Annotated in this window: 12 protein-coding genes; all 12 read right to left on the bottom strand. The window is 51.9% G+C overall.

All coding sequences use genetic code 11. The features are described from left to right. Nucleotides 1-47: 47 nt before the first annotated feature. Nucleotides 48-596: an NADPH-dependent FMN reductase gene (ssuE, locus tag AC4G47_RS05000; protein WP_491105044.1), complete on the bottom strand. Its 549-nt coding sequence runs from the start codon at nucleotides 594-596 to the stop codon at nucleotides 48-50. A 25-nt stretch (nucleotides 597-621) separates the two neighbouring features. After that, on the bottom strand, nucleotides 622-1539 hold the full coding sequence (locus AC4G47_RS04995; protein ID WP_491105042.1) for an ABC transporter permease: 918 nt from the start codon (nucleotides 1537-1539) through the stop codon (nucleotides 622-624). Between the two features lie 60 nt (nucleotides 1540-1599). Continuing rightward, on the bottom strand, nucleotides 1600-2532 hold the full coding sequence (locus tag AC4G47_RS04990) for an ABC transporter permease (protein ID WP_169480572.1): 933 nt from the start codon (nucleotides 2530-2532) through the stop codon (nucleotides 1600-1602). 41 nt (nucleotides 2533-2573) lie between these two features. Continuing rightward, nucleotides 2574-4217 (bottom strand): ABC transporter substrate-binding protein, encoded by a 1644-nt coding sequence (locus AC4G47_RS04985; protein WP_491105040.1) that lies wholly within the window; start codon nucleotides 4215-4217, stop codon nucleotides 2574-2576. Nucleotides 4218-4398: 181 nt separating this feature from the next. Then, the gene (locus AC4G47_RS04980) at nucleotides 4399-5742 is read right to left on the bottom strand and encodes an LLM class flavin-dependent oxidoreductase (RefSeq protein WP_458123939.1); all 1344 of its coding nucleotides are present in this window, start codon (nucleotides 5740-5742) and stop codon (nucleotides 4399-4401) included. 322 nt (nucleotides 5743-6064) lie between these two features. Beyond that, on the bottom strand, nucleotides 6065-6343 hold the full coding sequence (locus AC4G47_RS04975; protein ID WP_491105038.1) for a glutaredoxin family protein: 279 nt from the start codon (nucleotides 6341-6343) through the stop codon (nucleotides 6065-6067). A gap of 177 nt (nucleotides 6344-6520) precedes the next feature. Next, nucleotides 6521-7474 carry an aminoglycoside phosphotransferase family protein gene (locus AC4G47_RS04970; RefSeq protein WP_491105036.1) on the bottom strand — a complete coding sequence of 318 codons (954 nt, stop codon included), beginning with the start codon at nucleotides 7472-7474 and terminating at the stop codon, nucleotides 6521-6523. 231 nt (nucleotides 7475-7705) lie between these two features. Continuing rightward, nucleotides 7706-9418, bottom strand: coding sequence for a glycosyltransferase family 2 protein (locus AC4G47_RS04965; protein WP_491105034.1), 1713 nt, complete (start codon nucleotides 9416-9418; stop codon nucleotides 7706-7708). Between the two features lie 67 nt (nucleotides 9419-9485). Beyond that, a complete protein-coding gene (locus tag AC4G47_RS04960) occupies nucleotides 9486-10133 on the bottom strand; it encodes a GT-D fold domain-containing protein (RefSeq protein ID WP_491106648.1) in 648 nt (215 codons plus the stop codon). A gap of 944 nt (nucleotides 10134-11077) precedes the next feature. Beyond that, nucleotides 11078-11809, bottom strand: a complete 732-nt coding sequence (locus AC4G47_RS04955; protein ID WP_491105032.1) for a sugar phosphate nucleotidyltransferase — start codon at nucleotides 11807-11809, stop codon at nucleotides 11078-11080. Then, a complete protein-coding gene (locus AC4G47_RS04950; protein WP_458123945.1) occupies nucleotides 11806-12579 on the bottom strand; it encodes a glycosyltransferase family 2 protein in 774 nt (257 codons plus the stop codon). Before AC4G47_RS04950 ends, AC4G47_RS04955 begins: the two co-directional genes overlap by 4 nt. Next, entirely contained in the window at nucleotides 12576-13691 is a 1116-nt protein-coding gene (locus AC4G47_RS04945; RefSeq protein WP_491105030.1) for a glycosyltransferase family A protein, read from the bottom strand. Before AC4G47_RS04945 ends, AC4G47_RS04950 begins: the two co-directional genes overlap by 4 nt. Nucleotides 13692-13706: the final 15 nt, after the last annotated feature.

Here is a 13706-nt window from a genome sequence, read left to right as displayed (position 1 = left end):
GCAGACGTTTGATCTTATATTGATTTATCCAATATACTTACTTGGTTTTACGATATCGTAATCCCATCCTTTTCCAGTGTCAATATCAATTCATCCAGTGAGCGGTCCAGACGTGTAGTAATATCCGCAGTGAGCACAAATTTCCCATCATCCAGTCGTTCGATTCCCTGATCCACAGCATACACGCCACCCAGAATATGTCTTCCACCAAGGGCTGCCAGAACAGGCTTCAATGCATAATCAATGGCGAGCAGATGAGCAATGGAGCCACCGATGACGAGTGGGAGTATCAACTTACCCCGTAACCCTTCTTGCGGAATCAGATCCAGGAACAGCTTGAGTACTCCCGAGTACGATGCCTTATATACCGGCGTAGCTACAATGACTGCATCCGCGGCTTCAACGACAGCAAGTGCATCACGAATGAAGGAGCTGTCGAACCGGGCTTGCACCAGATCCTCAGCAGGCAGATCCACAACATGAATGACTTCAACGGTAATGCCTGCCTCCGTTAATTTTTGGCTGCTGTAATCCGTCAGACCTGTCAAACGCGAACGCTTGGAAGGTGATCCGGCAATAATGACAACATGTGACATGAATATCTCCTCCTTGGAATAGCGGTCAAGCCGCTCCTTTTACTTTCGGGTCCAAAAGGTCGCGAATATCGTCTCCAATCAGATTAACCGCCAGTACAAACAAAGTGATCGCCAGCCCCGGGAACGTACAGATCCACCAGGCAACCGTCAGATAACCTCTACCTTGTGAGAGCAATGTGCCCCAATCCGGAATTTCCTTCAACACCCCAAGTCCCAGAAAGCTGAGTCCGGAGCCTGTAAGGATCGATGTCCCTACGCCCAGCGTAGCCATGACCAGCAATGGTGACAACGAATGCGGCAGTACATGTTTCCAGAAAATACGTGTATTGGAACCGCCCAGTGAACGTGTCGCTGTAATGAAAGGCAGACCTTTAACCGATATGACCTGCCCGCGCATGACCCGTGCGTACCCCGGAATGGAGGAAACGGCAACAGCCAGTGCAATATTCATCAGTCCTGGCCCGAGAGCAGCTGCAACAGACAATGCCAGGAGCACACCGGGTACAGCCATCAGAATATCGACAGCCCGCATGGTCATGGTATCGACAACTCCTCCGGCATAACCGGAGATAATACCAAGAGCACTACCGACAATACCGCCCACCAGAACCGAAGCAAATCCAATGAGCAGCGAATCCCTGCTTCCATGCACAACCACACTGAAGATATCCCTGCCAAAATAGTCCGTTCCGAACAGGTGCGCGGCAGAGGGAGCTTGCAGAATGGCATCCGTCATCATCTGAGTTGGATCATAGGGCGCAATCCAGCCCGGTACAATCGCACATGCCACGGTAAACACCACCACCAGCAATGCTGCATAAAAGAATAATCGGGATACCGCGAATGAGACGCGATAGCGCCAAGGACGGCGATTCCACAGACGAATACGTCCTGCACTGCCCGCCCATGCTTTTTTGTCACCAGCCAAAGGTTTCATGCTCATGAGCAACAACTCCTCCTTCCATACTCCGGGTCAGGACACTTCTGACTGTTCCATCCATGATCATGTGCGGACTGCACGCCGAACCCGGGGATCAATGTACGAATACGAGATATCCACCAGCAGGTTCAAGACAACGTAGATGATAGATGTAAAGAAGACAACCCCTTGCACCACTGGCAGATCCTTGGCCATTAGCGCGTCCGCAATAATTCGGCCGATGCCCTGTCTGGAGAAGACGGTCTCTACCACAACGGTTCCCGCAAGCAGATCACCGATCAGCATGCCGATTACCGTTACGGCAGGAATAAGTGCATTACGCAGTGCATGACCATACATGATGGCACGTTCCGAAAGTCCTTTGGCCCGTAATGCCACAATAAACGGTTCATTGATGACTTCCAGCATGCTGTTCCGCACCATTCGTACGATAAACCCCGCACCCACGAGACCCAGCGTAGCTGCCGGAAGAACCAGTGAGCTGAACCCGTCCGAACCCATCGCCGGGAACCAGCCAAGCTGTACCGAGAATAACAGGATGAGCAGTATCCCCGTCCAGAAGGTTGGCATGGAAATGCCGAACAGTCCAACGAGCCGGGCGACGAAATCAATCACGCCATTGCGATGAATCGCAGACAATACACCGAGTGTAATTCCAATCGTAATGGCAATGATCGAGCTGAGTGCGGTCAAAGCCAGCGTAGCCGGAAAATGTTCCAGGATTTTGGGCAGAACCGGATCGGAATTAATCATCGATTTGCCAAAATCGCCACGCAGCATATCACCGAAATAGTTCGCAAACTGGATGTAAAACGGCTGATCCAATCCAAGCTGGACCCGCAGATTCTCGATCATCTCCGGGGTAGCCGAGGACGGGTCCAGCATGAGCAGAACCGGATCACCCGGCAGAAGATACATGATGCAGTACACCAGCACCGAAGCTCCGAATATAACCAGAAGCGATGTTGCAAGTCGTGACAGTATCGTGTGAACCATACCGGGATATCTCCTTCCTGAATCGGGATTGGCCATTCATGTTAAGGCTGAATGCGAACATCGTTAAAGAGTGGATACCCCAGCGCATCGAACTTGATGCCTTCGACCTTTTTGGATGCTGCGACGGTATACGGGAATACATAGATTGGCAAGATTACCGCTTGCTCAATCAGATATTGTTGAATCTGATTATAGATCTCCACACGTTTATCGGGGTCCGTCTCGACGGCTCCCTGCTCTAACAGTTTATCGATCTTCGAATCAGACAAACCGGACAATGTCGGACGCTCGCCCTCTGCACTCGTATGGTAGAAAGCATACAAGGCATTCGGATCGGAATTGACCTGACTGTTGCCATAGAGATCATAATCCCAGTTCTGATAAATGACTGTTGCGATATCTTTTGTAATCTCGACTTCAACGGCAATGCCCACCTCTTTCAACTGTTGCTGGATAATGGCAGCAATGTCATTGCGTTTCTCCCGATTGGGCGAACCATCAACATACCGCAGGGTCAGCTTCTGCCCGTCTTTAGCGCGAATACCGTCAGCACCTTTCACCCAGCCTTGTTCGTCCAGCAGCTGATTGGCTTTGTTGATGTCCGGGTTGATGCTTCCTTCCAGCGATGCATGATAACCCAGAATTCCAGGAGACAGTGCAGACCATGCTCGGTCGTAGTTGCCCAGATACAATGTTTTGACAATCGATTCCACATCTACGGCGGATTGTACCGCCTGCCTTACTTTCACATCATCCCAAGGCGCTTTACGCAGATTGAAAAAGAGTGTGTATGGCAACCCAACTGTGTTGGCCTGCAACAGTTGCTGATTCGGATCGTTTTTCAATGCAGCGATATTTTGCGGTGGAACCGTCTCGGCAGCGAGTACCTGACTACTCTGAACACTTCCGATGCGCGTCGCTTCTTCCGGTACAATCTTGAAGGTGATCGTATCCACATGGGGCTCGGCTTTATTTTCAACTGTCTCAGGTCCCCAGTTGTAATCCTTGTTTTTGGCAACGACGATATCCGCATTTTCATCCCATTTCACAAAGGTATACGGACCTGTACCCACGGGATTTTTGCCCAGCTGGTCGCCATATTTTTGGGCAGCTGTAGGGGATACGATCCCCAGCAGCGCCTGGCTCAAGTTGCCGAGGAAGGCTTGCGATGGTGATTCCAGATTTACCTTGATGGTATATTCATCAATGACTTCGGAGGAGCTATAGGGTCTAATCAGGGCCAGAGAATTGGCAGCTTTGGTGGCTGGGTCGATCACCCGGTCCAGATTGTATCTCACGGCTTCCGCATTAAACGGTGTACCATCATGGAACTTCACACCTTCACGCAGCTTGAACGTATAACTCTTTCCGTCCTCAGATACGCTCCATTCCGTGGCAAGCCAAGGTTTGATGGAACCATCAGGCAGCTGCACGACCAGATTGTCGTAGATCGTCCGGATGGCACGCACCGTTACGGCAAGCCCACTGCGATGAGGGTCCAGCGTATCGGGTGAAGTTGCAAGTGCAAAAGTCAGGTTGCCTCCTTCGGCTTGCCCGGCCTGATCCCCGCCTGACGCCTGTGCCGAACTGTTCGTGCTGCCTCCCGCTGCTCCGCAACCGGACAATACCATCACCAATACTGCTGCCAATGCCATATATTTCATCCATGAGATAGACCTGTTCATATCGCTTCCCCCTCTGTGTATACAGGTGTCATTAAATTGATGTTCACACCCAATACTATATATATCCTATGAGTTAAGTCGGGTTTAAAGTAGTACGAAACGTAGTAATTGATTTCATTACCGGTTGGAGAAAACAGCCCGACAAAATCAGATGTTCGTTCGCTCGCTCGCTCCCTACCAGTTATGCCAAATCAGATACGACTTGTTCCTTGGCAGCCGTATAACGGTTAACTGGAATTTGCACCCCAAGGTTACCTCGCAATGTATCGTGTTCATAGTCTGTACGATACAGGCCGCGTTCTTGCAGAATCGGAACAACGAGTTCCACAAAATCAGACAATCCACTTGGCAGCTCAGAAGCAATAATGAAACCATCCGCTGCTTCCGTCTCGAACCATTCCTGAATCTTGTCAGCAACCTGCTCCGGTGTGCCCAGGAATTTGCTGCGCGGTGTTGCTGCCCGCAGAGCCACTTCACGCAAGGACAATCCCTGCTCCTTGGCATCCTTCTTGATCTTGTCGGTTCCACTGCGGAAACTGTTGCTTCCAATGCCATTCAGCTCCGGGAAAGGTTCATCCAGCGGATATTGGGAGAAATCATGATGTTCGAAGAAACGTCCCAGGTAATCCAGCGCTTTATCAATGGTCACCAGGCTCGCAATCTCCTGATATTTCTGTTCCGCTTCCTCTTCGGTCTGTCCAACAATGGGATTGATGCCTGGCAGAATAACAATATCCTGTGCAGAACGTCCATAGGAAGCCGCCCGTGTTTTCACATCTTTATAAAATGCCTGTGCATCTTCAATTGTATCGTGGCCGGTAAAAACAGCATCCGCTTCTTGCGCCGCCAGGTTTTTGCCATCTTCCGATGAACCTGCCTGGAAAATCACCGGCTGTCCTTGCCGTGAACGCGCAATGTTGAGGGGCCCCTGTACGGAGAAAAACTCTCCTTCATGATTAAGCGTGTGCAGTTTGGATGGGTCGAAGAATACACCGCTCTCTTTGTCTCTTACAAAGGCATCATCTTCCCAGGAGTCCCACAACCCTTTGGTTACCTGTAAATATTCCGCGGCAATGCGATAACGTTCCGGATGCGTAGGGTGGCTGCTCTTGCTATAGTTCTTGGCTGTACCTTCGAGCGGAGAAGTCACGACGTTCCAGCCTGCACGGCCATCACTGATCTGATCGAGGGAACCGAACTGTCTGGCTACGGTGAAAGGGTCGCTATAGGATGTCGAGAGGGTACCCACCAGTCCAATGCGTGAAGTAACGGCAGCCAAAGCGGAGAGGATACTGATTGGTTCGAAGCGATTCAGGAAATGGGGAATGGATTTCTCGGTAATATACAGACCGTCTGCGATAAAGACCAGATCGAACTTGCCTTCCTCCGCTTTCAGTGCCTGACGTTTGTAGAATCCAAAGTTAACGCTGGCATCTGATAGAACCTCCGGGTGTCTCCATGTGGTGTTGCTTCCGCCAACCCCATGAATAATGGCTCCAAATTTCAAACTGCGTTTCGCTGTCATATGCACTCCGCCTTCCTTGGATTAGAATCTTCAAAAGAAATATCAAGGGCCAACTGAACTGATTACGTATGCGAAACAACTTAAAAGTTAACTATTCCTATGAGTTTGGTTTGTTTTAATTTCACAAATCTTATCACTGCCCCGTAAAAGGGTCAACATCGCGACTAATAGATTTTTTCTATATGAGTATTGAAGATGTAAATATGACAATCTACATCCCAAGAGAGCTATAGCTTATGAACGTTCCGGCTGCTGCACAAATGCGATCTTGCATCATGCAGCAGCCGGAACGGCTGGCTCCAAAGGTATATATCGACTCCCGTTAGACCGCTGCCGCTTCGTCCGCTCGTGCCAGAAGTTCAGCCAGCTTCTCCAGATCAGGTTCCAGCAAGGCTTCAAACTTGCCGTTCCCTCCCACTTCAATGACGGGTACATGCCGAATGCCATATTTTGCTTCAAGCACATCTCGCAGCACGTCATGACCCTGCACTTCAATGTTCTCGAAAGGCTGGTTTCGCTCTGTCAGAAATGCTTTCACTTCCCCGCAGAAATGACAGCCTGTTTTGCTCCACAGCACGACTTTTTTGGTAGATGAAGACATCGACATACCTCCTGATTGGTTACCTTCAATTCCCATCTGTTAAATAAGAATTATGGCTCTAAATGTACTCCTGTGCCCTTCCTGCGTCAATGGATCTGCTAATAGAATAAACCTATAACCAAATAGAAAGATTAAATTTTAAATTTGAAAGATGACTTATTTCACCATAATATATCCCTATCGATGCCTCCAAACCTGGTCAAAAGCTTGTTTCGCTAATACAGTGAAGGACTCGATCTGATCCGGACTTCGATCTATGGCCCACCTCAGGGTGTCAAAAGCTTTCAATAGCAACACATGCCTCGCTTGGTTCAGTTCACGCTCCTGCTCTTGTGTACTTGTCCCATAGCCTTCTAAGAACGCTTTCAATTCCTCCTTGTCAGGACCCTCACCTCGCAGCTGGCATTGCATAAGTTGAATAATATCACCGTACGGCACGACAGTGGCCTCCGCATTGCCCCAGTCCAGAAGGGTAATCTCACCTGTAGAACTTACGATTGTATTCTTCAAGGAGAGATCGCCATGGCATAAGCCAAAACGGAACTTTTGCATTTTCAATTGTTCGAACCATTGCCTTACGACCTGTGATTCCTTCATCGTAATGACACCGAGCTCAATCAATGGATCTTGCTCCGTGAGACTATTGATATTGTATTGCACATATCCTTGCCAACTGCCATCTGATCCTGCATGAGGAGGAGAATAAAATTGGTTTTGTAACTCATCGTGCATCTCCCTTCCAAAACCATTCACCGGGATGGATTGAAACTGTTTTGTGAACTCACCGAGTTTCCTCCAAATTACGGAAGTGGGCCCTGTCGCGTCTAATCCGTTATCCCCTTCGATATACGTTTGAATCATATAGGCATGTTCAGCGGTAAGCCCCACGGACAATGTCTGTGGCCCTGGAATACCAACACTCGCCGCTTGTTCGATGCACCATTTTTCTTTCAAAAAGGTGGGATATTCATCTCTATTGTTCAAGCGAACAATAACTTTATAACTTGCCGTCTCGACCAGGCACACCTGATTGACAAATCCTCTACCCACGATATGATGTGAGAACTTTACTTTTTCCAGCAAAAAATCACTGGCGATCTGCTCAGCTTGTTTAACTACAGAATTATTCATCGCGCATCCTCCCTAACCCTACTCATGATCCAACGTTACGCTTGGTGATCATTGTGTTGGTCATAGTGTAAAAGGAAATCGATGATCTTTCAATCTCTACGCTCTAGTGATATAAGTTCCAACTCGTATGTAATGTTTGGATGCGGAATGAGGCAGAGCGATTCCACAGGATACCGCTGCTTCTTTCATTCCGCATCATGCTGCTGATTCGCATAAACAGATCGCCTGACATTACAGATCTGGGTTCAAGAGCTGAGGTGGGGCGATAATCGGCCATCCTTCTTCCATCGAATTCAGTTGGTCCGCAGACACGCTGACAATATGCTCGGAATGCACACCCCAACGTTCTGCGGCATAAACGGATACAAATCGTCTGCGCTTGCCTCCGCTGATCTGATATCGAATCTCGGGTGCATCCACTGCAGCAACAATACTTCCTTCTGCCAAGGCATTCGGAGAACCCTGAATCTCTGTCGTATGCACCTGATGTGACTCCATCGGCCATCCTTGCATGTCCCCCGCTGATATCAGTGCTTCTCCGGCAGGAATGCCAAGCAGATCCAGTTTCGCTACCTGAACAGGAGATATTCCACGCGGTACAGGGATGTTCAGCTTACGCCGCCGCCCACTAGTCAATGTATAGACATCGCCTTTGGCATCAGACAGGAACGAGCCTTCGGGGTAGAATTCACTGCTGCGTCTGAACTGTAGTGCTGGATCCTGGCTACCTTGCGTTGAGATTCGCTGACGCGGATCGGTCGGGTTCGTATCCCTATCCTCTTGTTGACCAGATCGGTTAAGAGAGGTTTGTTGTCTTGCCAAGCGGGAGGTTTCGGCAACCAGCGTATGGGGATCTCCCCACTTTTGGCTATAAAACTGCTCGTTATCCTTGTTCACTACAGCAAAGTCCTGTTCCCCCAGTGCTTTCATGCTGACACTTCCGAAGTGATGAATGAAGGCATCCCCGGCAACCGCAAGCTGGTATCCTGCCAGCTTCACCCGGATAATCCAGTCGTCATCTTCAAAATTGCCCACCGCGTAACCTTCGTCCAGATAACCTACCCGCTCCAGCAACTCCCGTGAGAACAGCCAGCAGAATCCGACCAGGCGATCGGTCAATCGATGTTTTCCGGCATCCGGACGATTATGTGTGCTGGCAAAAGACCACATTTCTTCTACCTCACGGTACGGAACCTGAATCTGCTGATCCCCGCCAATATAGTTGGTCACCGGACCCACCACACCAATCTTCGGATCACTGGCAAGACAAGTCATCATATTATCCAGCCAGCCCGGGGTAACCAGCGTATCATTGTTCAGTACGACGATATGTCGTCCTCTCGCCATCATCAGTCCATGATTGATACCTCCGGCAAACCCCCGATTCTGATCCAGGGCAGCCACCCTCACCATGCCGCCTTTGCGGAGCATGGCCTCGGCAGTACCATCCTTGGAGGCATTATCCACGACAATGATTTCGTAGGGAGCAGGCGTATGCTTTTCGATACTGGACACACATTGCAGCACATACTCCCGCTGATTGTACGTGGGAATAATGATGCTGACCCCTTCAAAGACAAGACCAAATGAACTCTGTCCTTGGCGGACACCTTCGTCGTAGCCTCTGCGATAACCCTGTTTGTAGAGTCTGGCGCCTTTGGCTGTGCGGTTGCTTTTACCTTTGCGTCTGGATTTGCGTGTTGAGCGACTACCCGCTGCATGCAGGACTGCCATGGCAGGTCGCGAGATATCTTGCTGTGTGGCATGGCGGCCCACTTTTTTGTCGTTGCTCATGCTGCCATTTCGTTTGTTCTCACTGCGCTTGCTGATGTTTGAAGTGTTGTTATGGGGACTGTTCCCCTTACGACGGTTGACGTTTCGAGCGTTATCTTTGTTACTATGCCTGTGACGTCCTTCCCCACGTTGTTGATCGGATGTACTCATGTTGCTTCCTCCATTTCCACTCGTCCGTGAGGCCAGTGTCGCACTGTACTTGCCCCCGGACGGTCCACTAGAGTTGAAGCTCTCCGGTTACCAGTTTGTCTGCCAAATGTCCAAAATCCAGAGCGACCTTACCGAGTTCACCTGCGATTCGCCTACATAGGATGACCGCCGGAATCCCTGCCGCCACCAGCGCGATATCAAAAGCATGTTCAGCCGTTTGTTGCATCACCCTCGGAACATCCATGACCCCTGCTACAGAACCAATGCTGCCTGTGACATGAACCCCCCGGCTGTGCAGCAGTGCTCCAAGCTCTGCAGCCTGGCTACCGATGAGCAGAACCCGGCGCCCCTGCAGCACGGGCAGCACTAGACCAGACTGATGCAGACTGTAATTGATCGTGGAGCTGGTCAATTTCAGCCCAGACCAGTCGATTCCGAAGTGGCGCAATACGGGGAAGAGCAGTCCCTGAAACGTAGGCGCCCGCGAGATCGGCACGCCAACCCAGTCGGCGGCCTGAATCGCTTCCGCGAGCACCGCGCGGATGTCTGGCGTTGAGCATGGCACCCCTGCATAGGGCAAAAACGGTGCCAGCTCCTGCACTTCATGGCCGGGCAGCACCGTATCGGCTGCCAGGGTAAGCAGTTCGCCATCTCCGAGGCGAACGACAGACAAGGGGCGCTGCGCATCCAGCGCCGCCATGATGTGGCCAGCCATCTCGTGAGGGCTGGCCAGCCGGGTCAGGCTGGGCGCGTATTGGCGGAAACCCGCCGCGATCAGATCTGCCGCCGCCACGGCAGGCAGAATGTGATCCGGCGGGATGTGCTGCGCCACCAGCGCCTCCCCGCCGGCGAATACGCCGTCGCGGTAGCCCTCGGCGTAGCCGCCGGGCACGGCCTGCGCCTGCGCTGCGCGCTCCGCAGGCGCAGCAGGCAGGCCCTTTGCGCTGCCCGCATGCGCGGCGGCAGCGCCTTCCCGCCCCGCGGGGGCGACACCCTTCGGGAGTGTCGCCTGGCGCGGGGCGGGGCCAGCACCGCTGGCAGGCATCGCCTGTGGCGTGCTGGCTTGCGGTGCTGGCATGGGCGCACGGCGCATCACCGTGCGCTGCTTGGCGCGGGCAGCGGCACGCCCGCCCCGCGCTGGTGCATGCCTGCGCCCAGCAGTGGCCTGGCGCAGACCGGCTTTGCCTTTGCCGGCGGTGCTCGCCCTGCTGGTACGGCTGGGTTTGCCCGTATTTCCCGTGCTTACACTGCCAGATTTGCCCGTATTACCTGCCCTACGCACATAGCTCGCTCTGCCCACAGCACTGCCCGTGATGCCTGCTTTGGCTGCACGGACCTTGTGCGCTGCGCCTGCAGACGTACCCGCTTTTGCCTGGGTACTGCGTTTCCCCGACTTAACACCTCTGACTCCAACGGACCCTACCCCTGCTCCCGCTGCTATACCACTGCCCGTGAACACGGACGGGTGCGTGCCCCGGGGTTTACCTGTCACCATAGCCCCAGTGGACCCGGTGCGTGTCGCTACTCTCACGCCATTCCCTCCTTTGGCATGCACGTGGATTGTCGCTGCGCAAAGCGCCGGAGCATCCTTTCAGCTCCGGCGCAGGGCATTCTGCTCCCATGGGGCACCGCACAGCGGCAGCATCAGGCGCATTAATGTTAGGGCAATTGTCCTTTCATGCGGACAGCTGCTTCCTCGAGCGAATCAAACGTACCCGCATCACTCCAGTATTCCTGCAAAATATCGTATTCCAATCCACCAGCAGATGCGTAGTGATTGTTCACATCGGTAATTTCAAGCTCTCCGCGCGCAGACGGCGCAATGTTTCGAATGAGGTTAAATACATGATCGTCATACATATATATGCCCGTAACACAATAAGAGGTTTTCGGCTGGCTTGGCTTTTCCTCAATGTACGAGATTCGTTCCGGATGCTGTGGATCAAAAACAGGCACCCCATAACGACGCGCATCATCCACCTCTTTGAGCAGAACCCTTGCTGTACCAGCAGGTTGCTGCATGTAACGGTCCACATAAGGCTTCAGATCGTCACTGAAGAGATTATCCCCCAGAAGCACAACGAATTTTTCTCCAGGAAGGATAAAAGTGGTCGCCAGATCCAATGCTTCCGCAATCCCGCCCGCCTTTTCCTGAATGCGATACGTCAGCTTGACCCCATGATCCGCTCCGCCACCAAGATACTCTGTGTACAGCCCGGCGGAATGTTTGTTGATAACAATCAATAGTTCATCAATGCCTGCCTGGCGGAGCCTGTCGATACCATACATAATCATCGGATGTTTACCGACTGGAAGCAGATGTTTGTTAATGAGCCGGGTCAGAGGATACAGTCTAGTTCCTGTTCCGCCGGCAAGAATTACACCTTTCATTCCACGTTCCCTCCTTCATCGGATGTGTCCATATATTCAAGCGGATCGACATGCCATTTGCTCATAAAAATCGAACGATTACGCTCAAGCAGCTGTTTCCACGCCAACTTATCTGTCTTCTGGAAGCTTGCACTTCCCTGATGATGCACGAGGACATCCCTGCATACCAACAAGCGATATCCCTGTAATCTTGCTCTATAACAATAATCGTCGTCCTCATAGTGTCCCGGAGAGTACGCCTCGTCAAGCAGTCCGACCGACTCCACTACACTTCGTTTTATCAGCATACACAGACCGACAATCCGGCGCACTTCCCTCCACCTTGAAGAATCCGCAACATTGTTGGAAGCGGCCAGCTCCTGAAAATGTTCCATGTTTCGAAACGCCAGTTCAATCTGCTGGATGCCGCTGGCATAATTGGTGACAGGACCCGTAATCCCAATACTCGCATCACTGTACAGAGCGGTTCGCAGGTTCTCCAGCCAACGGGGCGTGACCGTAACATCATTGTTTAGAAGTAACAGCTCATCCCCGCAGGCTGCACGAATTCCAGCGTTACACGCTGCCGGAAATCCCCGATTATCCGGGAACCTGACGAAACGAATTCGCTCCAGTGCGCAATATTCAGCCGTTCCATCCGTCGAACCATTATCCACAACGATAATTTCGTATGACGCAGGCTCACCCGAGTATTGTCTTATGGCATCAATGCAGGGCCTGATCAGATCCAGTCCGTTGTATGTTGGAATAATTATGCTCGTCAGTGTCATCTGGCGTTCCTCCTGTAAGCCACTTCTACCCGGGATGGCGTACGTGCCTGAGCCGTATTCCACCCCGTATCCAGCCAGGTAGCCAGTGCCTCCAGATGATCTCCGATGATCAATCTGGCGACATCATTCCCACTCCCCGTGTTACCGGGACGCAACCGATTGGAACGAATAACATCCACCTGGCTTGGTGCCGATACGCTCATCCCATGCTGAATGGCGAGACTTTGCGCCTTGGGCGGAACGGCCAGTGATGCCGGCTTCACGGTCTGGATCATACGACGAGACAATGCGTGGGGCACGGCTGTCATGGAATTGGAACCGAGATCTGCCCTGCCTAATGTCCGGTTCAGATATGCCTTGATCCGGCTCACCTCATCCTGCCCCGCAAACGGAGGAAGCAAGGACGTCAGATTATTCAACGCCACATCCTGTCCCCGATCCACCGCGAACAGAAATGGTGCAAGCTGTTCCGCCGATACGACCATATCTCCGTCCACAAAGAGAACCGTCTCCGCATCCGTCATCTTGGCTCCAATTGACCGGCCCACATCATGTCCTGCCCGATCCGGTTCATATATAAGCGTAATTCCCGATTGCCTTAGCACCTGCTTCAAACTGTCATCCGTCGTTCCATTCAGTACGACAATGATATCTGTCAGAGGCAAACGCTTTAGTTGCGACAACACCTGCCCCAACGTACGTTCCTCATTGCAGGCACAGACAACGGCAGCAGCCGAATGACGAAGGGGCAGAGGTACGATCTGAAATGAATGTCCTGAGGTATGGGCATATCCCTGCATAAATGCCTTGCCTGCGTTCATGGCTACCTCAAAGTTGCCTAGCTCCGCAACGTTCGCCGCGTGTGTATTCCACGCGAGACGTGCGTGTTCTTCTGACGCTGTATTGTTAACCTTCGCCTGGCTTCCTGCACGTTGCCCAGCTTTCCACATCAAGCGCAGATCCAGCAGGTCAGCTTTCGATCGACTTCTTCTCTTTTTTGGGGTGACTGATTGCTTCTTGTTCCCATGACGCTTGTTGATACGTGTGCTTCCTGTTGTCGTTCGTCTATTTGTTGCCCGCCTGCGGTGGACAACCCCTGAACGTCCCTTCATTTCCTCACCTCCAGC

Source organism: Paenibacillus sp. Negev47, from assembly GCF_058313655.1.
The sequence above is the reverse complement of the archived record's forward strand: the minus strand, read 5'-3'. Positions and strand labels throughout refer to the sequence as shown.